This window comes from Caballeronia sp. SL1002 (genome assembly GCF_057814995.1).
The window spans coordinates 418,196-443,087 of the sequence record NZ_JBYMUW010000002.1 but is presented as its reverse complement, the minus strand read 5'-3'; the positions used below and the strand labels follow the sequence as shown (position 1 = coordinate 443,087).

Sequence of the window (24,892 nt, the reverse complement as noted above, 5' to 3'; positions counted from 1 at the left end):
GTGGTTTAACGGGGCATCAGCCTGTCCTCGAACTGGATAGTAAAGCGGTTCAAAGCTGCCTTCCAATCGCGGATTGGCATCGTCCAGTTCTTGCTGATGTTGTTCAGCGCCAGGTAAAACAGCTTGGTCACGGCGTCGTCGGTCGGAAACGAGCTGCGGGTCTTGATCACCTTGCGCAGGCTCATGTTGATCGATTCAATGGCGTTGGTCGTATAGATCACTTTGCGGATTTCCGGCGGATAGTCGAAGAATGGAACGACGCGTGCCCAGTTGCGCCGCCAACTCTGCCCGATTGACGGATAGTCCTTGTCCCACTTGGCCTCGAACGCTTCGAGCATTTGCATGGCCAGTTCGACTGTCGTTGATGTGTAGATCATCTTCAGATCGGCGGCAACTTCGCGCTGCACTTTCCACGACACGAAGTTCAGGCAGTTGCGCACCATGTGCACGATGCAAAGCTGCACGGCTGCTTTCGGATAGACCGCTTCAATGGCTTCGGGAAAGCCTTTGAGCCCATCGACGCAGGCGATAAAAATGTCCTGCACGCCGCGTGTTTTTAACTCGGTGACCACCTGCAGCCAGAACTTCGCCCCCTCGGTCTGGGCGATCCACAGTCCCAGCACTTCCTTGTGGCCGTCCATGTTCACACCAATGGCCAGATAGACCGCCTTAGTCCGCACCGCACCGCTGTCGCGCACCTTGACGTGGATGCAGTCGAGATAAATGATGGGGTACAGCGCGTCGAGTGGGCGAGCTTGCCAGAGCTTCACCTCCTCGCTGACCGCGTCGGTCACCGCGGAGATCAGCGTGGGCGACACTTCGGTGCCGTACATCTCTTCCAGATGCCCCTGAATCTCACGCACGCTCAGGCCCCGTGCGTACAGGGAGATGATCTTGTCGTCGAAGCCCGACCAGCGGGTCTGATGGCGTTCTACCAGCTTCGGCTCGAACGCGCCTTGACGATCACGCGGGATATCGAGCGGTAGTTCGCCGAACTCACCCTGCAACGTCTTGGCGCTGTGACCGTTACGGGTGTTTCCCGTGGCGTTGGTGACGGTCTCGCTCTTGCCGTGCCCCAGATGCTCGGACATCTCGGTCTCCAGCGCCCGCTCAACCAGCATCTTGGTGAGCTGCTTGAGCAGGCCGTTCTCGCCAACCAGGTCCTCGGGTTTCTGGTAATTCGCCAGCAACCTGTCCGCCAGCTTGACGAGTTCAGGATCGGGTTTCGCACGTTTGTTGCGTTTGGCTACGGTCATCGTCGCTCCTGTTACAGGCAGTCTCCTGCCAAATGACCGTTTACACAAAACTAATTACACCCTCCAAACAAAAGCAAAAGGCGCCAGCAAACCAAACCGTCCGAGCAAACTTCCCCAAACCACAGGCAAACAAAACCCAGGGCGCCAGCAACCCGGAAACCCCCTATGGATTCCCCCTCCTCGACCAAGAATCAAACCGCCGCGTATACAAAAGGTCCATCCCTTGGAAAGTGCCCCCATACGCGGCCACCGACCAGAACCGCGACAAGTTCACGGTCGCCTTGATCGCGTTGCTAGCAGACTGCAAACCCTGCTCATACCCGATCACAAGCCGCTCGTTGATCGCCTTCGAGATCATCACCACCTGCGGGTCGGTCAAGCCAACCTCACTCGTCCCGATCGAGAATTCGTCCAGTCCGAACGTCTGCGCAATCCGCTTGCCGCTCGCGCTCCCGAGCAACGCCAGCGCGTTCGTCATCGCGCTTTGCTGGCCGATGTTGTTGCCCTGATCGGTGCCGTGGCCGAACAGCAGCCATGAGAGCTTTTCGTTATCCGGCACGTTCGGCTCGGACACGAGCTTCGCGTTCGGCGACTGCACCGTGCCCGTCACCTGCACGCCCGCCTCGATCTCCTGATTGCGTCGCATCGCGAGAATGTTGATGCCCGGATTCGCCACCGGTCCGTTAAACGTAAAGAATCCATTCTCGATACCGAGCTTCCTGCCAAACGCCGTGTAGGTCGAACCGGGCGTCACGCGCACATTGCCGATCGCGCGCAGCGGCATGTTCGGCGCGCTCATCGCCGTGATCGTACCGGCGAGTCCGAGGTCCGCGCCCTGTCCACGGAAACGGAATTTCTGGCCCAGATCGATATCGACATTCGCGCGCGGCGCGAACGGTCCGATCGGCTTTTCGCTGCCCGGCACGGCTTCCTTGCCCTCGCCTTTCACCGTTCCGTCGGCACGCACGATCACCACGTCGTCGCCGAGCGACGGCGCGGATTTCTCCGGCAGATCGAACAACGCGTGGTCGACGGTGAACTTGCCGTTGATCGCCATGCCGCCGCGCACGCCCGCGTTCGCCACGCTCGCGCTGCCCGACAACGACAACTGGCGGTCCGGCGACGCGAACAGTTCGAGCTTGTCCGCGACGATGCTCGCGGTCAGATCCGGCTCGTCCTGATCGAGCCGGACGCGGCCCTCGGCGCGCAATGTGCCGCTCGCGCCATGAAACTCGACCTTCTGGAAATCGACGAGATTCTCGGACAGCGCCACGCGGATCACGCCGTCCTTCAACTGCACGCCCTGATCGACGAGCGTGGCCGAGATTTCGTCGCCGGTGAGATTGCCGGTGAGCGTCGGCTTCGCGACCACGCCGGCAATCGCGAGCTTGAGCGCGAGATGGCCGCCGAGCAGATAGGTCGGCCCGAACAGGCCGCCGGTCGTGCGCAGCGCCGGAACGTTCGCGTCGATCCCGCCGGTCAACGGCGATTCGTCGGCGACCGTCAGAATGCCGTCGCGGGCGACGAGCGGCGTGTGCACGTTGGCGTCGATCACGCCGATCCGGTTAGCCTGCGCGTGCAAGGTCGCGTTCAGCCGGTTGCCGCCGGTGAATTCGGCGCGCGCGGATATATCGGTGATGCCAAGCGCGGCCACGCCCCGCGCGGCGTCGATGCTGAGATCGCCGCTGCGTCGCTTGAGCTGCACGTAGCCCGTCGCGGTTGCGCCGAGCGCGAAGTCCCAGTCGCCATCGAAGACGAGATCGGTCCTGAACGTCGGCTCGACCCCGGTGATTTCGCGGCGGATTTCCTGCAGCCGAGGCACCGAAATTCCCGTCAAACGACCCGCCGAACTGATGCGCCCATGGTCGAACGAGAAGCCGCGCAAATCGAGCACGGCGCCTTCCGCCGACAGCCGCGACGCGCCCAGCACCACGCGATCCGGCGCGTAACTCACGGTGAGCGGCGCGTCGAGATTCAGGTTGGGCGTGCCCTTGTTCGACAGCCGCGTGACGGTGCCGTCCCAGTGCGTGCCGTCGCGGGCGTCGGTGAGCCGGCCGTTCGCCGACAACACCACATTCACCGCTTCGCCGCGCACCTTGCCGGCGGCGCTCGCCTCCAGCGTGTGGCGCGCACGCGTGCCGGACAGATTGGCGTCGAGCGTCGTGAGATCGACGCCTTCGGTCGCCACGTCGCGCGCCGCGATGGTCGCAACCAGCGCGCCGTTCGCGCCGTCGCGCAACTCCACGCGGCCCTCCGCATGGCCCGCGCGGTTCGCGCCGAACACGACGCCGTCGGCCTGATAATTCGCCGCGACGTTCGGATGCGCGAACGAACCCGTCACGTCGCCGTCCGCCTTGACGAGCCCTTCCAGCCCGAAACCGAGCCGCGCGAGTTCAGGCGCATCGACGCGAAAGCGCAGCCGATCACCCGGCGCGCCGAAGCTGCCGTTCAGATCGACGTCATTACCCGCGACCGAAAGCTTCGCGGTGCTCGGCAGGATGCGCGTGCCGACGATCTGCACGTTGCCCGCGCCGGTCAGCGGCAAATTGTCGTATTCGCTTTCGCCGAGCGTGAAGCGCGCCTTCGCGGTCAGCGTCGGCGCGAGCTGGCCGGTCGCGGCGAGTTCGCCGTTGACGCGCGCGACGATCACGCGCGCCGGGGCCGCGTTCTTGCCCTTCACCGGCGCGGCGGGCTTCGTTTCGGTAAGCAACAACGGATTGAAATCGACGAACCTGGCTTTCAGGTCGTAGCTCGAATTAACGTCCTTTTTCAGCGCGCCGTTCAGTTCGACGCGGCCTTTGCCCGCCGTGAGCTTCACGCCGTCGAAGCTCGTCTGCTTTGCGTCGAGGCGAATCTTGCCTTGCGCGCGGATCGCGGCTTTCGGGTCGTCGAGATCGACGGTGACGGTTTGCGTGTCGCCCGCGAGCGACACGGCGACGGGCCCGCTGAACTGCGTCGGCCGTATGCTTGATTGAATCGCGTTGAGGTCGAGCTTCGCGACTTTCAGGTCGAATTCGCCGAGATTGCCCTTGATCGTGCCGCCGCCGGTAACGGTCGCGTCCTTGACCAGCCGCACGGTGAGACCGCTGATGGTTTGCGCCGATGCATCCAGCCGCACGTCGGCGCGGGCGTCGATCAGCGGCAGCAACTGCTGGTCGATCGAACCGGGCTTTGCATTGACGATCGAGACCGGCCCCGTCACGACCAGCGCTGACGGCTTTTTAGGATCGCCCGGCGCGGGTTTCACTTCGGCGCGCACGGCGAGATCGGCGAATGGCGCGCTCGGGCTGAACGATTGCGGGTTGATGTGATCGGCGGTAATCTGCGCGCTTTTGAGCGGAACATCGGCAAATGGCGTGGCTTCGACCCGCGCGTGGCCTTTCAGCTTCAGGCCAGTCGCATCGACATCGGCGATGAGATTTTCGAGCGAACCCGTCAGATGCGCGCCCACTTCCACGGTTTCGCCGCTCACCTTGCCCGAATAACCGGCGTCGCCCGTCAGCGGGAACGGCCGCGCGCCGCCGTCCATCTTGAGCGCCGCGGTCAGCGCGCCGAACGGCGTGTCGAGACGCTCGACGGCGGCTTCGTGATGTTGCCCGTCGCTTCGTCCGTGAAAGCGCAGACGCGAGAATTCGGTGACGGCCGTGCCGTCGTGAAGCCGCAGCAGATCGAGCGATACGTCGCGAATCGCGAGCTGGATCGGCAAGCGCAGATCCTTCGGCAATTCGAACTTCGTGTTGTCTTTCGGCGACGGCGCGATGCGTGCGTCGACCGTGCCGACGTGCAGATAATCGACGGTGAAACGCCACGGCTCGCGCGTCAGTTCCCAGCGGCCCGCCACGCGATCGACCGCGATATCGGTGCCATGACCGTCGAGGCTTTTCCAGTGGACGTTTCGCAAGCTGACGCCGGTCGCGATCGCGCCGCCGTCGAGCGTGCCCGACAGCCTGCCCCCCAAGACGTACACCGCCGCCTGCCAGACATAGCGCGTTCCGCGCTCGCTTTTCACGGCATAGGCGAGCATCCCCACGCCGAGCGCGAGACACACCACAAGTACCGCAAACGTCCTGCCGATCGCGCTCGCGTAGCGCCGCCAGCCGCGTTTCTTCGGCGGCTTGGTTTCCGGCGCACCTTCGGGCGCACCGCCGCCGGCCGCACCATTCTCCCGGCCTGCTGCGTCGGCGGCGGGGGAATTCGGCTCGTTTGCGTCCGGGTTGGCTGTCGGGTCCGTCATGCGTCTCGATTCGTCCAGAAAAATACTAAAAAGCGATGCCGAGCGTCAGATACGGACGCACGCTGTGGTTCTTCATGCCATAAGCGACATCGACGTTGACCGGTCCGACCGGACTGCGCCAGCGCGCGCCGACGCCAACGCCCGGATAGAACACGCGCTCGCGCCAGGTGTCGGTGGCCGTGCCGATATCGAAAAACGCCGCCGCGCCCCAGTCGTGATTGAACCAGTGCTGATACTCGGCGCTGCCCGTCGCGAGATATTTGGTCGGCAGGATGGAGCCGTCCACGTTGTTACCGATACTTTGATAGCCATAACCGCGCACGGAATTCGATCCGCCCGCGCGAAACAGCAGCGACGCCGGCACGCCGTTCGAACTGCCGCTCGTAAACACGCCGCCCAGTTCGGCGCGGAACACGAACAGGTCGCGCTTGCCGATCGGCAGGTATTGCAGCACGTTCGTATAGATGCGCCCGAAAGTCTGGTCGGTCAGCAGGCCCTTCACCGCAAAGCCCGCTTCCGCGCGGATCAGGTTGCCGCTGCGGGGGAACAGCGGATCGTCGACATTGCGGCGGATCCACTGCCACGCGGGCACGAGCGCGCGGCTGGTCGACGGTTCGCCGGAATTTTGCGTCAGCCGGTCGGCATAGAACAGGATCGAGTAGGTGGTGTCGATGTTCTGCAGCGAGCGCGAGCGCTGCACGCCCACGCGCGCGCTATAAATGCGCGTGTCCGACACGTTCGTGTTCGTGTACGACGCGAGCACGCTGTTCACCCAGCCACGTCCGTCGGGACGCTGCGAAAGCTGAACCTGGCCGTACTGCTGCGTCTGGTCGAGGCGCCCGGAAATCGTGAACGGATACGCCGCGCCGAAAGTGTCGAGATAGCTGTACGAACCCTGGATGTGCGGGCCGGTATCGGTCGCGTAACCGACGCCGTAGCGCACACTGTTGTACGGATACTCGCTCACCTTCAGGTGGAGCGGCGTCCGGTCGGGCTTGGCGACGTCGTTATCCGCGTCGATCGCGACGCTCGCGTAGTACGGTGTGTTCTGCAACTGGCGCTGGAGTTCGTTCACGCGCGCGACGTCGTAGATATCGCCCGGGTGGATCGGGTTCACGTGACGGATGATTTCTTCCGGATAACGCCGCACGCCGCTCACGTCGAGGTCGCCGAACGTAAAGGTTGGGCCGCTCTCGAACGTCACCGACAAATCGACGATATGCGTGCGCGGATTCACACGCGCCTTCGACTGAGCGATCTTCGCGCCCAGATAGCGCTTCGAGCGCAACACCTTGAGCGCGGCGTTCTTGGCGTCGTCCCAGGCGGATTGCGAAAACGGATCGCCCTCCTTCACCGAAAACGCGAAGCGCGCGGCGTTTTCCTGATTGCGGTCCTCGGTCGTGACAGGGCCGGTGAAGTTCAGCGATACCGACGCCACCGTGGTTTGCGGACCGGGATCGACGCTCACGGTGACCGAGCGCTTGCCGTCCTCCACCTTCACATCCGTCCGAACGACGGGCGTGAAATAGCCGTCGGTCGCGACGAGATCGCGCACTTCCTGCGGCGTCGCGGTGACGAGGAACTCGAACTGTTCGTCGCTGATGTCGTCGCGTTTTGCGAAGCGCGCCAGATCCAGGTGATCTTTGAGCAGCGAGCGGACGCTGCGCGGCGCATCGACATCGACGCTGTATTTGGCGAAAGCCGGCTGCGCGGCCATGAGCGACCCGAGTGCGCCAAGCGCCCCGAGCGCCCAGACGACGCGCCTAAGCCTCGACGGCGACAGGCGCCGAACGCCTGGCGCGTCGCGGCGCACTGCGCGCAACGGATCAAAAAGACGCCCCGCCAAACGTGACCTCCGGCGAAAGAAATGGGTATTTAAGGGAATCGAAGGGTGAAAAGCGCTTCGCGGCTGCAAGGCGATGCAATTCAAGCATTTCAGGCATTCGGCCGACCGCTATTTCACCACAGCCGCGCGGGGCGCCGCCTCAATTCGCCCGAAGCGAGAAGGCAAGCGCTTGTTAGCTTGTCAGTACCGTTCGCACAGCGTGGCGGGAGGCTAAAAAAGCACGCGTGTTTTAACCGGCCGTGCGCCTTGGACGGTCGCGGCCGGCGCGGGTTCCGGGATTTTCCGGGCCTTTTAAGCGCCATCCGATACCCGACTGCCGAATCGTATCGCGCTAAAGGGCCGATATGCGCGCGGCGCGGCGCGCTTGCGGTAAAATTACGTCGATCCGCGCGAGCGCGCCTGACCTGGCCGCGCCGCCGCGCCCCTGAAGCCCAAGGACGTCGAACATGTACCAGTCGGACATCACCCAGTTCATCAATCAGTTGAAAGAGCAAAAGCCGTCGCTGGAAGACGAACAGCGCCGCGGCCGCGCGCTCCTGTGGGACAAGCAGCCGGTCGACCTCGACGAGCGCGCCAAGCAGCAGACGTCGAAGGTCAGCCAAACGTCCTACGTCTACTACCAGAACTTCTGAGCGTGAGCGCCGCTCGCGGGCGCCAGCCGACGGAAAATCCGCCGGCGCACCCGGGCCGTGACGAACGCGCCGCCGCGCTCGCCAGGCCAGCCAACGATTCGACGCCCGATACCATCGACGGCGTCGCTTTCGCGCATCTGTATGGCGAGCCGCTCTGGAAGCTGCCGACCGACCTTTACATCCCGCCGGACGCGCTCGAAATTTTCCTCGAAGCGTTCGAAGGTCCGCTGGATCTCTTGCTGTACCTGATCCGCAAGCAGAACTTCAACGTCCTCGACATTCCGATGGCGGATGTCACCGCGCAGTATCTCGGCTACGTCGATCAAATCCGCCAGACGAATCTCGAACTCGCCGGCGAATATCTGCTGATGGCCGCGATGCTGATCGAGATCAAGTCGCGCATGTTGCTGCCGGTGAAAAAGGCCGATACCGGCGAGGAAGCGGAAGACCCGCGCGCCGAACTCGTGCGCCGTCTGCTCGAATACGAGCAGATGAAGCTCGCGGCGCAACGGCTCGATCACATTCCGCAACTCGGGCGCGATTTTCTGCGCGCCGAGGTGTATATCGAGCAAAGTTCGACGCAGCGTTTCCCCGATGTCGATGCCGTCGATCTGCGCGCCGCCTGGGCCGACGTCATCAAGCGCGCGAAGCTCGTGCAGCATCACAAGATTTCGCGCGAGGAACTTTCGGTGCGCGAGCACATGAGCGTGATCCTGCGACGCCTGCAAACGGCGCGCTTCATGGAGTTCTGCGACCTCTTCGACACCTCGCGCGGCGTGCCGGTGGTGGTCGTCAACTTCATCGCGATGCTGGAGCTGTCGCGCGAATCGCTGATCGAAATCACTCAGGCCGAGCCGTATGCGCCGATCTACGTGAGACTCGCCTACTCACCCGCGTGAGACGGCCGCGTCCTTGTCCACCCTTGTCATCCATCCGTGGAAGCCGCCCGCCGTGGCGCTTCGCCAGGAGTCACCCGCTCGATGAAAGTCATCAGCTCGATCCATGAACTGCGCGATCAGTTGCGCGGCCAGAACCGTACCGCCTTCGTCCCGACGATGGGCAACCTGCACGAAGGCCACCTCTCGCTGATGCGCCTCGCGCGCCAGCACGGCGACCCGGTCGTCGCGAGTATTTTCGTGAACCGGCTGCAATTCGGCCCGAACGAGGACTTCGAAAAATATCCGCGCACGCTCGCGGACGACATCGAAAAGCTGCAATCGGAGAACGTCTACGTGCTGTTCGCGCCGACCGAAGCCGATCTGTATCCCGAACCGCAGCAATACCGCGTGCATCCGCCGACCAACCTCGGCGATATCCTCGAAGGCGAGTTCCGCCCGGGTTTCTTTCAGGGCGTGTGTACGGTCGTGATGAAGCTGATGTCGTGCGTGCAGCCGCGCGTCGCGGTGTTCGGCAAGAAGGATTACCAGCAGTTGATGATCGTGCGGCAGATGTGCCACCAGTTCGCGCTGCCGACCGAGGTGATCGCCGCCGAAACCGTGCGCAGCGAAGACGGCCTCGCGCTCAGTTCGCGCAACCGTTACCTGCAGGCCGCCGAGCGCGCGGAAGCGCCGGTGCTCGCCGCCACGCTCAATCGCGTGCGCGACGCGGTGCTCGCGGGCGGCCGGGATTTCGCCTCGATCGAGCGCGACGCGGTCGAATCGCTTGCGCTGCGCGGCTGGCAGCCCGACTACATCGCCATTCGCAAGCGCTCGGACCTGTTGCCGCCAGGCCTGGCGGACACCGCAGCGCCGCTCGTGGTGCTGGCTGCCGCGAAGATCGGCGCGACGCGGCTTATCGATAACCTTGAGATTTAAGAGAGCAAGACCATGCTGCGCACCCTGTTGAAATCGAAAATCCACCGCGCGACGGTCACGCATTGCGAGCTTCACTACGAAGGTTCGTGCGCGATCGACGAAGACTTGCTGGAAGCCGCGAACCTGGTGGAGAACGAGCAGATCGACATCTGGAACGTGAACAATGGCGAGCGTCTGACGACTTACGCGATCAAGGGCGAACGGGGTAGCGGCATGATCTCGCTGAATGGGTCGGCGGCGCGGCGCGCGCAGTTGGGCGATCTCGTGATTATTGCGGCTTTCGCGCAGGTGGATGAGGTGGAGCTCAAGGCTGGGTGGACGCCGGAGTTGGTTTTTGTCGATGACAAGAATCGGATTAAGGGGAGCCGGGGGTACGTGCCGACGCAGAGCTGGACATAGACGGGTTGGTTTTGCTGGCGCGGGTTGGTTTTGCTGGCGCCGGTTGGTTTTGCTGGCGCCGGTTGGTTTTGCTGGCGCCGGTTGGTTTTGCTGGCGCCGGTTGGTTTTGCTGGCGCGGGTTGGTTTTGCTGGCGCGGTTGGTCTTGCTGGCGCGGGCGGGTTTTTGTTTGCATGTCCTTCCTGGGAACTTGCTTTCGTGTAGGTCTATTAGCACGCCGCTATGCGCGGCAGCAGTCACTTTCTTTGCTGCTGCAAAGAAAGTAACCAAAGAAAGCAGCTTATCCGTCTAAGTGTCCACCACGAACGGTTTCCGGGAGTGGTGCGCAAGCTGATTCGGCCATCGCACCATACAACAGAGTGGAGCCGCTCATCCATCCCCGCAGGCACAAAGTGCCTGCCGGAACGGCATAAACGGAAAAACCAAACCAAACCAAACCAACCGACGGTTGTTAGATATGCCCAACGTCCAAGCGCAGCGAGGACGGAACTGACAGATGCTGTGCCAATACCGACGAATGCGAGTTGCCATAGTCAGCTTGCGCGCCTATCCGCTCGGTTATTCGAGGTGGACACTTAGGCGGATAAGCTGCTTTCTTTGGTTACTTTCTTTGCAGCAGCAAAGAAAGTGACTGCCGCCGCGCATAGCGGCGTGCTAATAGACCTACACGAAAGCAAGTTCCCAGAAACCGCCCGAACATCAGACGGTGTAACCCACCCTGAAGTCGCCCCCACGGCGCCGAATTCCGTGCTGCTTTCTTTGGTTACTTTCTTTGCAGCTAGCCAAAGAAAGTGACTGCCGCCGCGCATAGCGGCGTGCTAATAAACCTACACGAAAGCAAGTTCCCAGAAAGCGCAGGCAAACAAAAGCAAACCCCACCCAAGCCGCGATCAGCCGGCTACCCCCCCCTCGGCCCAAGCCAAAATCGGCTCCCACTGCTCCAAATCCTTCTCAGCGCGGCTCTTAGCAATATCCCAAAGCGTGAGCCCGTGCGCCGCAAGCTGCACATAATTCTGCGTATCGCGCAAAAACCCGAGCACCGGCAGGTCCAACCCTTCGACAAACCGATGCAACTGTTCAGCCGAACGCGTCCGGGCGTCCACCCGCATCCCCACCACGCCAATCTCGATCGTCCCCTTCCGCACAGCCTTCTCCTTCGCCAGCCGCTGCAAAAACTCCTGCGTGGCAAGAATATCGAACATGGAAGGCTGGAGCGGCACGATCACCTTGTCGGCGAGTCCCAGCGCCAAGGCGAGCCGGTTGCCGTGCACGCCCGCCGGGGTATCGACCACGGCTTTTTCCAGTCCTTTCGGCGGCTTTCCGGGCGCATCGACGTCGATCTGCCAGCTTTCGATTTTCGGCAACGTGTCCGGACGCAGGTCGAGCCACGCACGCGACGACTGCTGCTTGTCGAGATCGGCGAGCGCGACCCATTCGCCGTTCGACGCAAAATATCCGGCGAGATTGGTCGAAAGCGTGCTCTTGCCGACACCGCCTTTCGGATTCGCCACCACGATGACCGTCATGTAGTTTCCCGATGAATTGGTTTGCCGCTACCTTGGGCTGATGCGCTCGCCGGCCCGTCCGAACGTTCGCGCCCTTGATAATATCGGCAAAACCGGCCCGGCCGGAATATCCCCGATCAGCCTAAGGATCTTTACGCCATGTCCACCCTGCGTCCCGATGTCACCCTCGATTTCCTGCGCCAACGCCAGCGCGGCCGTCTGCCCGAGCTGCTCGGGGTCGAACTGGTGTCGCTCGAAAGCGGCATTCTGGTCGGCGAATTGCCAATCCGCGAGCAACTTCTCGCGCCGAACGGCTTCCTGCACGCGGCAAGCGTCGTCGGTCTCGCGGACACCTGCTGCGGCTACGCGTGCATCGCGCACCTTCCCGAAGGCGCGAAAAACTTCACGACCGTCGAGTTGAAAAGCAACCACGTCGGCACGGCGCGCGAGGGGAAAATCGTCGCGAAGGCAAGCGCCGTGCACCTCGGACGCACCACGCAAGTCTGGGACGCGACGGTCACGAACGCGGACTGCAAGCTCGTCGCGCTCTTCCGCTGCACGCAAATCATCCTCTACTGACGCGACTCGACCGTTCACGCGAACGCGGCGGCGATCGCGTTCAGATCGAGCGACGCGGCAAGCGTGTCGGCCAGCCGGTCGAGCGAGGCTTCGCGCAGCGCTGGGTAATCGAGCGGTTCGGCGTCTGCCAGACCCGCCCACGCGAGCAGCGCCGCGAGCGCTTCGGGTGTATCGAAGATGCCGTGCAGGTACGTCGCGGCGATCTGCCCATCGGCGGAAACCGCGCCGTCCGGACGGCCGTCGTCGAGGTGGAGCGCCGGATGGTCGAGCGCCGCGCCCGTCGTGCGTCCCATGTGGATTTCGTAACCGCGCACCGGCGCGCCGTCCATGACGAGCCGCCCGGACACGTTAGCGAGCAGCTTGTGCGGCGTCAGCGTGGTATCGAGATCGAGCAGACCGAGACCTTCGACACAGCCCGCCGCGCCTTCCAGACCGTCGGGATCGTCGATCGTTCTACCCAGCATCTGCATGCCGCCGCAAATCCCGAGCACCTTTCCGCCATAGCGCAGATGCCGCTCGATCGCGCGATCCCAGCCATGTTCGCGCAGCCACGCGAGATCGCGCTGCACGTTTTTCGACCCCGGCAACACGATCAAATCCGCCGGCGGCGGCGCACTGCCCGCCTTCACGTACTGGAAATCCACCTGAGCGTGCGCCCGCAGCGCGTCGAAATCGGTGTGATTGCTGATACGCGGCAGCGCCGGCACGACCACGCGCAGCACGTTCGTCGCGCCATCCGCCGCGCCCGCGCGCTTCTCGCCGGGCAACATGTCTTCGGCATCGAGCGTCAAGCCATGCAGATACGGCACGACGCCGAGCACCGGCTTGCCCGTTTGCGCTTCCAGCCAGTCGAGGCCGGGCTGCAACAGGCCGAGATCGCCGCGAAACCGGTTGATGACGAACCCGCGCACCCGCGCGCGCTCGCTCGCCGAGAGGCACGCGAGCGTGCCGGTCAGGTGCGCGAACACGCCGCCCCGGTCGATATCGGCCACCAGCACGACCGGGCAATCGACCCGTTCCGCGAAACCCATATTGGCGATATCGCGGTCGCGCAGGTTCACTTCGGCCGGACTGCCCGCGCCCTCCACGATGATCGCGTCGAAATTCGCCTGAAGCCGCGCATACGACTCAAGCACGGCCTCCATCGCGACGCTTTTGTAGGCGTGATACGCCCGCGCGTCGAGATTGGCGTGCGCGTGACCGTGGATGATGACCTGCGCGCCGCGATCGCTGGTCGGCTTGAGCAGCACGGGATTGAAGTCGATCTGCGCCGGCACGCCCGCCGCGATCGCCTGCAAGGCCTGCGCGCGGCCGATCTCGCCGCCATCGACCGTGACCGCGCTGTTGAGCGCCATGTTCTGCGGCTTGAACGGCGCGACGCGCACGCCGCCGCGACGCGCGAGCCGCGCGAGTCCGGCCACTAGCGTGCTTTTGCCGGCGTCGGAGGTCGTGCCCTGGATCATCAGCGTGCCGCGCGGTGCAAAGTGCATGGGATTCTTGGTCAGTGTGAACGAAGCGAACTGGCTGGATGCTACCGAGGTTTTTGCAGCGTCGCAGGCGCGCAGGTGCATATAGCAAGCGCACCGGCCATATATTGCTGGCGCACCGGCCATATATTGATACCTGGATGGAACCAGACGCGCCGCTACAATACCGCGATGACCTCACCCGACATCACCTTCGTCCTCGGCGGCGCGCGTTCCGGCAAGAGTCTCTATGCCGAAAATCTGGCCGCCGCGAGCGGCCTGCCCGTCACGTACATCGCGACCGCCGCGACGCCGCCCGACGACGCCGAATTCGCCGAACGTATCGCGCATCATCGCGCGCGGCGGCCCGCGCAGTGGACGCTCGTCGAGGCGCCGGTGGATCTCGCGGGCGCACTCGCCCGCGCGGCGCGCGAGCAGCACTGTGTGTTGATCGACTGTTTGACGCTCTGGCTCGCGAATCTGCTTTGTCCCGCCGATCAACTTCCGCCGCCGCGCCCGCCCGCCAAATGCCTGAGCGATTTCGACGCGGCGCTCGAAAAGACGCCCGGCAAGATCATCGTGGTGAGCAATGAAATCGGGCTGGGCGTCGTGCCGCTCGGGTCGGTCACGCGCCATTACGTCGATGAACTCGGGCGGCTCAACCAGCGCGTCGCCGCCGCCAGCCGCCGCGCGACGATGATGGTCGCGGGCCTGCCGCTCGCGCTCAAAGGCTGACCGGCCCATGCTGCTGCTCTCTTTCTACGCAATGGCGATGCTCGCGGTGGCCGGTGTAATCGTCGACCGGCTGTTCGGCGAACCGCGCGGACGGCATCCGCTCACCGCGTTCGGCGACTACGCGGCGCGCCTCGAAGCGCGTCTGAACACGGGCTTTCGCGCACGGCCCGCCGGGATTCTCGCGTGGCTGCTGGCGGTCGTGCCGCCGGTCGTATTCGCCTGGGCGCTCGTCGCCGTGCTGCCGTTTTCGCTCGCGTGCATCGTGCATGTCGTGCTGCTCTGGTTCGCGCTCGGCGCGAAGAGCCTGCGCGATCACATCGTGCCGATCGCCCGCGCGCTCGGCAGCGGCGATCTGCCGGAGGCGCGCCGGCTGACCGCGCGCATCGTGTCGCGCGAAACCGCGAACGCCGACGAAGGCGCGCTGTCCCGCGCGGCGGTCGAATCGACGCTTGAGAACGGCAACGATGCGATCTTCGGCGCGCTGTTCTGGTTCGCCATCGCGGGCGGACCGGGCGCGCTCGGGTTCCGCCTCGCCAATACGCTCGACGCGATGTGGGGTTATCGCACGACGCGGTATCTGCGATTCGGCTGGGCCGCCGCCCGTTTCGACGACGTGCTCAACTACGTTCCCGCGCGCCTCACGGCGGCGAGCTACGCGCTGCTCGGCGATACGCGCATGGCGTTGCACTGCTGGCGCACGCAGGCCAAGTCGTGGGACAGCCCGAACGCCGGGCCGGTCATGGCGTCGGGCGCGGGGAGCCTGAATGTGCTGATCGGCGGCGCGGCGGTTTATCACGGCGCGCTCGAAAGCCGGCCGACGCTCGGCGCGGGCATGGCGGCCGCGCCGCATCACGTGGTATCGGCGCTGCGGCTCGTGGAGCGCACCGTGTGGCTGTGGGTCGCCATCTATCTGATCGTGGCTTTCCTGAGCGTGGGTTTTCATGGCTGACTTTGACTTGCCTTCGACCCCGATCCGACACGGCGGCAACCTGCGCGAAGCGGCGCGCCGTTACGGCATCGCGCTCGAAGACTGGCTCGATCTTTCGACCGGCATCAATCCGTGCGGCTATCCGGTGCCGCCGGTGCCGCCCGATGCGTGGCGGCGTCTGCCGGAAGAAGACGACGGTCTCGCCGATACCGCCGCGCGCTACTACGGCGCGCCCGCCGCGCTGCCGGTAGCGGGCAGTCAGGCGGCGATCCGCGCGCTGCCGTGGCTGCTGGCGCGGGGTGTTGCCACCGTCGCCGCTGTCGCGCCGCTCACCTACGCGGAATACGCGCCCGCATTCGAGCGCGCCGGTCATCGGGTGACCACGCTCGACGTGACGGCGGCCGCGCTGCCGGACGAGGTGGATTACGTGATCGTCGCTAATCCGAATAATCCGACCGCCGAGCGTCTGTCGCGCGACACGCTGCTTTCGTGGCACGCGCAACTGAGCGCGCGCGGCGGTACGTTGATCGTCGATGAAGCGTTCGCCGATGCCGATCCGTTTGCGTCGTTATCGGCATTCACCGGCGTGGAAGGACTCGTGGTGTTGCGCTCGGTCGGCAAGTTCTTCGGGCTGGCCGGGATTCGCGCGGGATTCGTGCTCGCGAGCCCGCGCGTCTGCGATGCGTTGCGCGACATGCTCGGCGCGTGGACAGTCGGCGGTCCCGCGCGCCACGCGGTGCTGGCCGCGTTCGCCGACCACGCGTGGCAGGACGCGACGCGCGCGCGGCTCGCGAATGACGGCGCGCGCCTCGCGGCGCTGATCGCGCGACATGGATTCGACGTGCGCGGCACGCCGCTTTTCGCGTGGTTCGAAACGCCGCGCGCCGCCGCTTTGCAGGACGCGCTCGCGAAACGCGGCGTGTGGACCCGGCTGTTCGATCGCGGTGACGGAACGCCCAGTTTGCGGATCGGTTTGCCGGGCGGCGAAGGCGAATGGGCGCGGCTGTCGCGCGCGCTCGACGAGGCGCTCGCATGAATCTCCGGCACGTCGCGTTCTGCGGGCTGTTCGTGGCGATGCACGCGCACGCCGCGCTCACCGTCACCGACGACACCGGCGCGTCGGTCACGCTGAACGCACCCGCCGCGCGCGTGGTGAGCCTCGCGCCGCACGTGACCGAGATGCTGTTCGCGGCGGGCGGCGGCGCGCGGGTCGTCGGCGCGGTGAGCTACAGCGACTATCCGCCGGAAGCGAAAAATATCCCGCGTGTCGGCGATAACAAGGCGCTCGACCTCGAACGGATCGTCGCGCTGAAGCCGGATTTGATCGTCGTGTGGCGGCATGGCAATGCGACGCGCCAGCTCGACCGTCTGCGCGAACTGAACGTGCCGCTCTTTTTCAGCGAACCGCATCGCCTCGACGATATCCCCGCCACGCTCGATAAACTCGGCACGCTGCTCGGCACGTCCGCCACGGCGTCGCGCGCCGCCGATGCATTCCGCCACGACATCGCGCAACTGCGCACGCGCTATGCGGCCAAGTCGCCGGTCGCCGTGTTCTATCAGGTCTGGGACGATCCGCTGATGACCCTGAGCGGCGCGCACATCGTGAGCGACGTCATCACACTGTGCGGCGGGCGCAACGTATTCGCGGGCCTCACGCCGCTCGTCCCGACAGTCTCGACGGAAGCCGTGCTCGCGGCGAATCCGGAAGCCATCGTCACGGCGACGCCGGGCGCGACCGCGCCGGACCGGCCGTTGCCCGCGCTCGACCGCTGGCAGCGCTGGCCTTCCGTGACGGCGGTCGCGCGCAAGAATCTGTTCGGTATCGACGGCGATCTGATCAACCGTCCTACGCCACGACTTGCCGAAGGCGCGGCGCAACTGTGCGCCGATCTCGATCAAGCCCGCGCGCGCCGCCCGCACTAATCACGCGTTCCAGCGCACCAGCAGCCACGTATCGCGCACGCGCCGCAACCAGACGATCGCGCCGAAATCGAGCGGCCATTGCAGCACGTTCGCGCTCGGCTGCTGCAAAAGGTGCGCCGTGAGCACGCGAATCACGCCGGCATGCGTGACGCAGTGAACGGGCGTCGCCCCCGCTGAACTTGTTTCATCGAACCATTGGATCACGCGCGCGGTGAACTGCGCGAGACTCTCGCCGCCGTGCGGACGGCCATGCTCGACATCGGCGGCCCATTCGTCGAGCAGCGCCCGCTCGATGCCGTCCCACGCGCGGCCTTCCCACGCGCCGAAATCGAGTTCCTTCAGACGCGCGTCCGTCCGCATCGCCCCGAGCGATGCCGCCAGCCGTGCGCATCGTTGCAGCGGACTCGTGAACCATGCGCCCTCGCACGGCGGCACGTCGAGCGCCTTCATGCGACCTTCGAGCAAGCGCGCCGACGCCGCCGCATCGCCCGCGAGCGGCACGTCGGTTTGTCCGTAGCACACGCCGGCGTCGATCGCGACTGCCGGATGGCGAATCAGGATGAGATCCATCCAAGTCCGATCAGGTAGATGGCAAGCTCGAAAATTTGCTGCGCGAAGCCGAGGCAATCGCCGGTATAGCCGCCGATCCGCCGCACGAAATAGCGGCCGAGCATGAAGCGCAACGCCGCGAGCGCCGCCAGCATCACACTGCCGAGCCGCCAGTCGGGCCAGAAGAGCCACGGCAATCCGACGACGGCAGCCAGCCCGAAAGCCGCGCCGCTCATGCGTTGCGCCACCGGCTTCGCCTTGCCCTCGGCGCGCACGTAATCGAGCGTGACGAGGAAGCTGATCGCGACAGTGCGGCTCGCCGCGTGCGCCGCGATCATCAGCCACGCGACGCGGCTCGCATCGCGCGCGCCAAACGACGCCAGCGTCTGCCACTTCAGCGCGAGCGCCACCACGAGCGCAATCGCGCCGAACGCGCCGATGCGCGAATCGTGCATGATGCGCAGCGCATCCTCGCGGGTGTACGCGCCGCCGAACGCATCGACGCTATCCGCCAAGCCGTCTTCATGGAACGCGCCGGTCAGAAGCAGCGTCGCGGCCATCGAGAGCAGCACGGCGACGCCCGCAGGAAATACGCGCAGCGCCGCCAGATACGCGAGCGCGCCGACGCCGCCGACCATCAGCCCGACCAGCGGAAAATAACGCGCCGCCGCGTTCAGATAATGCCGCTCGAAGCCGACCCAGCGCGGCACCGGCACGCGCGTGAAATAGCCAAGCGCCGTGAAAAAGTAGCGGAGTTCGTCGAGCGCGCGCGACATCGCGTCAGCCGCCTTTGCCGCTCGTGTCGCTCTTGTCGCTCTTGGTCGCGACGCCCGCCGACTCGAAGCTCGCCATCTCGCAGAGGAACGCCGCCGCCGCGCGCAACAAGGGCAGCGCGAGCGCCGCGCCTGTTCCTTCGCCAAGACGCAGATCCAGTTCGAGCAGCGGTTTCGCGCCGAAAAAATCGAGCATCCGCCGATGCCCCGCTTCGTCCGACGCGTGCGCGAACACGCAATAGTCGAGCACGGCGGGCGACATCGCGTGCGCGACGAGCAGCGCCGACGTCGCGATGAAACCATCGACCAGAATCGTCAGCCGCGCCTCGGCGGCCGCGAGGAACGCGCCGGTCATCATCGCGATTTCGAAGCCGCCGAAGGTCGCAAGCGTGTCGAGCGGGTCCGTGCTTGCCGGGTGAAGTTCGAGCGCCTTCGCGAGGACGGCGCGCTTGCGGTCCACGCCTTCATTCGACAACCCCGTGCCGCGCCCGACGCACACGTCGATCGGCAGATCGCACAGCCGGCTCATCAGGCACGCGGCCGCCGACGTATTGGCGATCCCCATTTCGCCGAAGCCGATCACCGTCGTGCCGAGCGCCGCGTGATGCCGCACGCGCGCCGCGCCGCGCGCGATCGCCGCGAGCGCTTCGTCGCGCGTCATCGCGGGTTCGTGCGCGAAGTTGCGCGTGCCGCCGCGCCGGATCGCCAGGTCGATCAGGCCGTCGGATGCGGGCAGCGCGCTCGCGACACCGGCATCCACGACTTCGAGCGTCATGCCCGCCGCGCGCGACAACGCGTTGATCGCCGCGCCCCCGCCGACGAAGTTCGCGACCATCTGCACGGTCACTTCCTGCGGAAACGAACTCACGCCCTCAGCGGCAATACCGTGATCGGCGGCGAACACGATGATTGTCGGACGCTCGACGCGCGGCGTCTCCGTGCGCTGGATCAGGCCGAGCTGAAGCGCGAGCCCTTCGAGCCGGCCGAGACTGCCGAGCGGCTTGGTCTTCGTATCGATGACATGAGCGAGACGCGCTTCGAGCGTGCGATCGAGCGCTTCAGGACGTGGCACGGCGAGTTCGAGTGACATGATGGATTCCGTTAGAAACTGGGACGTTGCAGGGCGGGCACGAGCGCCTCGTGGCCGCCCTCGTGAATAAGGATCAGCGGATAGCCGAAGGCCGCGCTCGCGCGTTCTGCGCTGAGCACGTCGCGCGCGCGTCCCGCCGACACCTCGCCCGCGCCGTCGAGCAGCAGCGCATGGCTCGCGAAACGGCGCGCGAGATTGAGATCGTGGCAGGAAAACACAACCGTGCGCGCGGCGGGTTCGGCTTGCAGCCAGCGTGTGAGCGCGTCGAGGCACGCCATCTGATGATGCAGGTCGAGATGCGACAGCGGTTCGTCGAGAAAGAGCAGCGGTGCGTCCTGCGCGAGCGCCGCGGCGAGTGCGACGCGTTGCCGCTCGCCGCCCGACAACGTGCGGACATCGCGCGAGGCGAATGGCGCAAGGCCGAGCGTATCGAGCGCCGCGAGCGAGACCGCGCGATCCGCCGCGCTTTCCCAGCCCCATCCGCTCAAGTGAGGAAAGCGGTTCAGCATCACGATATCGAGCACGCTCGCGCTGAACGCGTCGTGCTCGGTCTGCGGCATCAGCGCGCGGCGGCGGGCGAGATCGGCGGCGCGCCATGCGTTGAGCGGCCGTCCGTCGAGCAGGATCGCCCCCGACGCCGGCGCGGCGAGTCCAGCCAGCGCGCCGATCAGCGTGGTCTTTCCCGCGCCGTTCGGCCCGGCCACGCACCACATTTCGCCGGGTTCGAACCGGCCGCTGAAGCCGTCGATCAACATCCGGCTTCCGGCGCGCAACTGGAGGTTTTGAACGGAGAGCGTCATGACGTGCGCCGCAGCAGCATCCACAGGAACACCGGCACGCCGACCAGCGCGGTGATCACGCCCACCGGCAACTGCGCTGGCGCAATCACCGTGCGCGCGATCAAATCCGCGCCCATCACCGCGACGCCGCCGCCGAGCGCGCACGCGGGCAGGAGCATGCGCTGATCGTTGCCACAGGCGAGCCGCAACACATGCGGCACGACCAGCCCGACAAAGCCGATCGTACCCGCCGTCGTCACGGCCGCCGCGGCCGCGAGCGACGCCACGAGATACACGCGCAGACGCAAGCGCGCGACCGGCACGCCAAGCGCTTGCGCGGCGGCGTCGCCCCGCAGCAGCACGTTGAGTTGCGGCGCGACGGGCACGACGGCGACGAGCGCGGCGGCGAGCGCGAACGCCGCCGTCCACGGTGTCGCGACGCCGTTCAGGTCGCCGGTCAGCCAGAACACCATGCCGCGCAGCCGGTTCTCGGGCGCGACGGCGAGCATCAGCGTGATGAGCGCGCCCCAGCCCGCCGCGATCACCGCGCCCGTGAGCAACAATCGCGGCGATGCATCCTGCGGATCGCCGCGCCACAACTCGCGGCGCGCAAGACCGAGCACGAGCACGATGGACAAGAACGCGCCCGCGAATGCGGCGGCCTCGACGCTCCACCACGGCAGCGCAGCGAGCATGGCCGCGAGCGCGAACGCCGCCGCGCCGCCCGACACACCGAGCACGTAGGGTTCAGCGAGCGGATTGCGCAGCAAGACTTGCAGCAACGCGCCGGCAAGCGCGAGCAGCGCGCCCGACGCGAAGCCGCCGAGCGCGCGCGGCAGACGCAGTCCAAGCACGATTTCATCGGCGATTCCGGACGGCGCGCCCGCGTGCAGCAACGCCGCGACCGCGCGCCACGGCGGCACGGCGACGCTGCCGCACGCGAGCGACGCCACGAACACGAGCACCGCAGCGCCCGCCAGCGTCGACCAGATCGCCATGGCGCGGCTCGCCGACATGCCGCGGATCATCCCGCGCGCGGCGCTCATGTCAGCGCGTCCCGGCGATCATTGCTGCTGCCAGCCGAGCGTGAGATACGCGCCGCGTCGTGGCGTGTTGTAGGAATACGCGAGTTCATAGTCCTTGTTGAACAGGTTGTCGATGCGCGCATCGACGTACCACGCCTTCGTGATGCTGTAGCGCGCCGAGAGATTCACGACGCCGTAGCCGGCGAGCGTCGAATCGTAATCGCTGCGCGCGCCGCTCGTGATCCACTCGCCGCCCACGCGCCAGCCGCCGAACGAGCGGTGCGCCGAGAGCGTCGCGAAACGTCGGGCGCGGCGCGTGAGATCCTGGCCGTTCGTTTCATCGACCGGATTCTGGAACGTGAACGACGCGCGCAAGTCCGTGCGCGCGAGTTGCCCCGCCCACGAGGCTTCGACGCCCTGCACTTTCGCGCGCCCGACGTTCTGCGCGATGTAAAACCCCGCGCCGTCGGCCACGTAATCGATCAGGTTCGAATAGCGCGTCTCGAACGCCGTCACCCGGATCACGCCGATCCCGCTCGCCGCGTACTGGAGCGCCGCCTCGACCGAATGGCTGCGCTCCGGCTGAATGGACGGATTGCCGCTGAACGGATAGTACAGATCGTCGAAACTCGGCGCGCGGAACGCAGCGGAATAGCTCGCGCTCACCTTCCAGTGCGCATCGAAGTTGTAGCCGTAGCCGAGATAGTAGCTGTTCGCGCCGCCGAAATCGGAGTACTGGTCACGCCGCACGTTCGCCTGGAACTGATTCCCGCCGATCCGCCCGACATAGCCCGCGAACACCGAGTTGACGTGGCGCGCGGGCGCGTCGAATTCGTTCGAGTCGAGGGTCTCGTCGAGATGCTCGTAGCCGAACAGCAGTTTGTGATCGCGCGTGAGCAGGAAATCGTTTTGCCAGGTGTACTGGCGCGTCTCCGAGTTGAACTTGCTCGTGTACACGCCGTTCTGCTCGATATTCGAGCGATCCTGACCCTGCGCGATCGTGAAGTGCGCAGTCCAGCGATCGGTCAGCTTGCCGTTCGCGAACACCGACGCCGAACGCACGCGGTTATGCGACTCGTTGAGGTCGGTCGGAAGGCCGTAGGCATCGTCGAAACTATTGATGCCGTTCGACTGGAAAAAGCGCGCGCCCGCGTCCCAGTTCGCCGTGAACGTATGGCGCAGCGTCGCGCTCACGCTCTCGTTCAGATAGCCGTTCGCGTTGGGATTCGCGTTCGGCGAAATGGCGGGATCAATGGACGAAAAACCGTCCGTCTTGCCACGCGATGCGGTGACGCTGAACGTGGTGCGGCCGTCCTGGTCAAGCGCGCCGGACACGCCGAGTTGCTGGCGCTGCGTGTGATAACTGCCGTACTCGGTTTCGAAGTTGAAGCGCGGCGGATGATCCTCGCCCGTCTTGGTAAATATCTGCACAACCCCGCCGACCGCGCTCGATCCATACAACGCCGACACATTCCCGTTCACCACTTCCACATGGTCGATCTCGTCGAGCATCAGTTGCGATAACTGCGCCGCGCCCAGCCCCGCCGACTCCACGCGCACGCCGTCGATCAGCACGAGCGATTGCGCCGACGAAGCGCCGCGCACGAAAATGCTCGACGACGCGCCCGGCCCGCCATTGCGCGACACCTGCACGCCCGCGCCGAGCGCGAGCAGGCCGGCGACGTCGGTCGCGTTGGTATCGGCGATATCCTGCGGGTCGAACAGCGTGGTCTGCGCGAGCGAACTCGCGAGTGGCTCAGGCGTGCGCGTCGCGGTCACGACGACGGGTGCGAGCGTGGGCGTGGGATCGTGGTCGGTGGTCTGCGCGAACGCAGCGCACGGCAGGCTGCCGCATAGCAGCATCGCCGCGCGGGCAAAGGGTGAAAGCATCGGTCGAAAAGGTCCGGTTGGGAGCATGTGCCACCCGCGCCCCGCGAGTGCATGCGTCGAGCGCCGCGTTTTTGCACGCGGCGCTCTCCTCTTTGGCCGGTATCCGGGCTCACGACATGCCGGTCCGCCTTCCCACGCGAAATTTGCGCAGTGGCGTTTTGGCGCATCGTCGTCAGCATTATTCGGTATGAAAAAAGCGCGCAAAGGTTTGCATGCTGCTTGCATGCTGTTTGCGCACTCATCGCACACACGCGGACCGACTCGATACGCCCTGGACCGGCTTGCAACTTGCGTTGCGGTCGCTTACCGTTGCGGGGGCAGCACAGGTTGGCTCGTCCGGGCGGACTTCGCTCCCTGTTTCCCGTTTGACTGCGCGAGCGTAGACCGCGAGCGCGAGCACCAAAGTGCCGGGAGTTTAGGAGCGGCGGCACGAAGCGTCAAGAAAGCGGCACGCGTTCGACGGTCGGTCGCTTTCACATTTCGTGCCTGAAAAATAGGGCTTTCCGCACATGAATGACGAACATCCGTTGCGTCGTTAGCGATGCTTTGCCTGCACGTTCGCATGCTGTTACGTCTCGAAACGAGACATTTATCGGCTGCTGGATTGAACCGCGCTAAAATGCCAGGTCTTTAGAGGACGCAGCACATGCTCAACGAACTCGAATCACTTTCACAGAACATCGGCCGGCTGATCAAGATCAGCGAACGCCATCATCAGGCGCGCCACGCGCTCGAAGAACAACTCGAACACTTGCGCGCCGACTTCGCGAACGCACAGACCGAGTTGGCTCAAGTGCGCGAGGAACGCGACACGCTGCAAGCGGAGCGCGACACGCTGTCGGCGAAAATCGACGACGCGCAAGTGCGCCTCAACGCAATCCTGGAAAAGCTGCCGCGCGCGAAAGCCGCGCCGGAGCCGGACAATCAACTCGATCTTCTCCCACCCGATGCGTCCGCTACGTCCGATACGTCGACCGGTCTTGCGCACGCGGCCGGCATGAACGGCGTCGCGAACGATGAAGCGCACAGCCACGGAGAAAAAGCATGACCACCAAACAGATCGAAGTTGCGATTCTCGGGCAGCAATACCGGCTCGCGTGTTCGCCGGAAACGGAAGACGCGCTGCGCGAAGCGGTGGCGCGCGTGGACGCGGAAATGTCGAAGGTGCGCAATGCGAGCAACGTGCGCGGCACCGACCGCATCGCCGTGATGGCGGCGCTCTCGCTGGCGTCGGAATTGCTTAAGCTTCAGAACAGCGTTCGTCACGGCGAATCGTTCCCCGCCGAAGAAATTCGACGCACCATGCACTCCATGAACGAGCAGCTCGGCGCTGTCATTTCACAATACGAAGCGCAGTAAAAGCTTGCGCCAACCGGCGCAGCCCGTGCGGGCAACGTGCAAAAAATAGTGATCGAGCGCGCGGGAAAATACCTGTTGCGGCGTCACGAAAAACGCACGAAGAAAAAGC

22 protein-coding genes and 1 riboswitch are annotated in these 24,892 nt (G+C 65.2%); of the genes, 11 read left to right on the top strand and 11 right to left on the bottom strand.

Annotation, left to right across the window (positions count from 1 at the left end; translation table 11 throughout):
• Positions 1-5: 5 nt before the first annotated feature.
• The 3 genes from AC3D25_RS04905 to AC3D25_RS04895 form a co-directional block, all read right to left on the bottom strand.
• Positions 6-1,256, bottom strand: coding sequence for an IS256 family transposase (locus AC3D25_RS04905; protein ID WP_488887153.1), 1,251 nt, complete (start codon positions 1,254-1,256; stop codon positions 6-8).
• Between the two features lie 163 nt (positions 1,257-1,419).
• Positions 1,420-5,490, bottom strand: a complete 4,071-nt coding sequence (locus AC3D25_RS04900; protein ID WP_488887342.1) for a translocation/assembly module TamB domain-containing protein — start codon at positions 5,488-5,490, stop codon at positions 1,420-1,422.
• A 25-nt stretch (positions 5,491-5,515) separates the two neighbouring features.
• On the bottom strand, positions 5,516-7,336 hold the full coding sequence (locus tag AC3D25_RS04895) for an autotransporter assembly complex protein TamA (protein WP_488887341.1): 1,821 nt from the start codon (positions 7,334-7,336) through the stop codon (positions 5,516-5,518).
• 446 nt (positions 7,337-7,782) lie between these two features.
• Between AC3D25_RS04895 and AC3D25_RS04890 the strand changes: the two genes are divergently transcribed.
• The 4 genes from AC3D25_RS04890 to panD all read left to right on the top strand — a co-directional run bounded on the left by AC3D25_RS04890 (position 7,783) and on the right by panD (position 10,181).
• On the top strand, positions 7,783-7,968 hold the full coding sequence (locus tag AC3D25_RS04890) for a DUF3460 family protein (RefSeq protein WP_488887340.1): 186 nt from the start codon (positions 7,783-7,785) through the stop codon (positions 7,966-7,968).
• 113 nt (positions 7,969-8,081) lie between these two features.
• A complete protein-coding gene (locus tag AC3D25_RS04885) occupies positions 8,082-8,867 on the top strand; it encodes a segregation and condensation protein A (protein ID WP_488889599.1) in 786 nt (261 codons plus the stop codon).
• A gap of 81 nt (positions 8,868-8,948) precedes the next feature.
• On the top strand, positions 8,949-9,782 hold the full coding sequence (panC, locus tag AC3D25_RS04880) for a pantoate--beta-alanine ligase (protein ID WP_488887339.1): 834 nt from the start codon (positions 8,949-8,951) through the stop codon (positions 9,780-9,782).
• 12 nt (positions 9,783-9,794) lie between these two features.
• Positions 9,795-10,181, top strand: coding sequence for an aspartate 1-decarboxylase (gene panD, locus AC3D25_RS04875; protein WP_488887338.1), 387 nt, complete (start codon positions 9,795-9,797; stop codon positions 10,179-10,181).
• An 888-nt stretch (positions 10,182-11,069) separates the two neighbouring features.
• On the opposite strand, the gene AC3D25_RS04870 is transcribed toward panD, so the two are convergent.
• The gene (locus AC3D25_RS04870) at positions 11,070-11,705 is read right to left on the bottom strand and encodes a ParA family protein (RefSeq protein WP_488887337.1); all 636 of its coding nucleotides are present in this window, start codon (positions 11,703-11,705) and stop codon (positions 11,070-11,072) included.
• Positions 11,706-11,843: 138 nt separating this feature from the next.
• Here AC3D25_RS04870 and AC3D25_RS04865 point away from each other — a divergent pair, with 138 nt between their 5' ends.
• Complete coding sequence (locus AC3D25_RS04865) at positions 11,844-12,263, top strand: PaaI family thioesterase (protein WP_488887336.1); 420 nt, start codon at positions 11,844-11,846, stop codon at positions 12,261-12,263.
• Between the two features lie 14 nt (positions 12,264-12,277).
• On the opposite strand, the gene AC3D25_RS04860 is transcribed toward AC3D25_RS04865, so the two are convergent.
• Complete coding sequence (locus AC3D25_RS04860) at positions 12,278-13,753, bottom strand: cobyric acid synthase (RefSeq protein WP_488887335.1); 1,476 nt, start codon at positions 13,751-13,753, stop codon at positions 12,278-12,280.
• 168 nt (positions 13,754-13,921) lie between these two features.
• On the opposite strand from AC3D25_RS04860, the gene cobU reads away from it, so the two are divergent.
• The 4 genes from cobU to AC3D25_RS04840 are packed head-to-tail and all read left to right on the top strand — an operon-like array spanning position 13,922 to position 17,318.
• Positions 13,922-14,464, top strand: coding sequence for a bifunctional adenosylcobinamide kinase/adenosylcobinamide-phosphate guanylyltransferase (gene cobU / locus AC3D25_RS04855; RefSeq protein ID WP_488887334.1), 543 nt, complete (start codon positions 13,922-13,924; stop codon positions 14,462-14,464).
• A gap of 7 nt (positions 14,465-14,471) precedes the next feature.
• Positions 14,472-15,413, top strand: a complete 942-nt coding sequence (cbiB, locus tag AC3D25_RS04850; RefSeq protein WP_488887333.1) for an adenosylcobinamide-phosphate synthase CbiB — start codon at positions 14,472-14,474, stop codon at positions 15,411-15,413.
• Positions 15,406-16,428, top strand: a complete 1,023-nt coding sequence (gene cobD, locus AC3D25_RS04845; RefSeq protein WP_488887332.1) for a threonine-phosphate decarboxylase CobD — start codon at positions 15,406-15,408, stop codon at positions 16,426-16,428. Before cbiB ends, cobD begins: the two co-directional genes overlap by 8 nt.
• Positions 16,386-17,318 carry a cobalamin-binding protein gene (locus AC3D25_RS04840; protein ID WP_488887331.1) on the top strand — a complete coding sequence of 311 codons (933 nt, stop codon included), beginning with the start codon at positions 16,386-16,388 and terminating at the stop codon, positions 17,316-17,318. The genes cobD and AC3D25_RS04840 overlap by 43 nt, the downstream gene beginning before the upstream one ends.
• Here AC3D25_RS04840 and cobC read toward each other — a convergent pair whose 3' ends face one another.
• The 6 genes from cobC to AC3D25_RS04810 are packed head-to-tail and all read right to left on the bottom strand — an operon-like array spanning position 17,319 to position 23,424.
• Entirely contained in the window at positions 17,319-17,888 is a 570-nt protein-coding gene (cobC, locus tag AC3D25_RS04835; protein ID WP_488887330.1) for an alpha-ribazole phosphatase, read from the bottom strand.
• Entirely contained in the window at positions 17,873-18,643 is a 771-nt protein-coding gene (locus tag AC3D25_RS04830; protein WP_488887329.1) for an adenosylcobinamide-GDP ribazoletransferase, read from the bottom strand. The genes cobC and AC3D25_RS04830 overlap by 16 nt, the downstream gene beginning before the upstream one ends.
• A 4-nt stretch (positions 18,644-18,647) precedes the next feature.
• Positions 18,648-19,730 (bottom strand): nicotinate-nucleotide--dimethylbenzimidazole phosphoribosyltransferase, encoded by a 1,083-nt coding sequence (gene cobT, locus AC3D25_RS04825; protein ID WP_488887328.1) that lies wholly within the window; start codon positions 19,728-19,730, stop codon positions 18,648-18,650.
• Positions 19,731-19,741: 11 nt separating this feature from the next.
• Positions 19,742-20,530 carry an ABC transporter ATP-binding protein gene (locus AC3D25_RS04820; protein ID WP_488887327.1) on the bottom strand — a complete coding sequence of 263 codons (789 nt, stop codon included), beginning with the start codon at positions 20,528-20,530 and terminating at the stop codon, positions 19,742-19,744.
• Positions 20,527-21,555 (bottom strand): FecCD family ABC transporter permease, encoded by a 1,029-nt coding sequence (locus AC3D25_RS04815; protein ID WP_488887326.1) that lies wholly within the window; start codon positions 21,553-21,555, stop codon positions 20,527-20,529. Before AC3D25_RS04815 ends, AC3D25_RS04820 begins: the two co-directional genes overlap by 4 nt.
• Before the next feature lie 18 nt (positions 21,556-21,573).
• Positions 21,574-23,424, bottom strand: a complete 1,851-nt coding sequence (locus AC3D25_RS04810; RefSeq protein WP_488887325.1) for a TonB-dependent receptor domain-containing protein — start codon at positions 23,422-23,424, stop codon at positions 21,574-21,576.
• 77 nt (positions 23,425-23,501) lie between these two features.
• A riboswitch (cobalamin riboswitch) is annotated at positions 23,502-23,843 on the bottom strand.
• Between the two features lie 227 nt (positions 23,844-24,070).
• On the opposite strand from AC3D25_RS04810, the gene AC3D25_RS04805 reads away from it, so the two are divergent.
• The gene (locus tag AC3D25_RS04805) at positions 24,071-24,472 is read left to right on the top strand and encodes an ATPase (RefSeq protein ID WP_488887324.1); all 402 of its coding nucleotides are present in this window, start codon (positions 24,071-24,073) and stop codon (positions 24,470-24,472) included.
• On the top strand, positions 24,469-24,783 hold the full coding sequence (locus AC3D25_RS04800; RefSeq protein WP_488887323.1) for a cell division protein ZapA: 315 nt from the start codon (positions 24,469-24,471) through the stop codon (positions 24,781-24,783). Before AC3D25_RS04805 ends, AC3D25_RS04800 begins: the two co-directional genes overlap by 4 nt.
• The last annotated feature ends 109 nt before the right edge of the window (positions 24,784-24,892 follow it).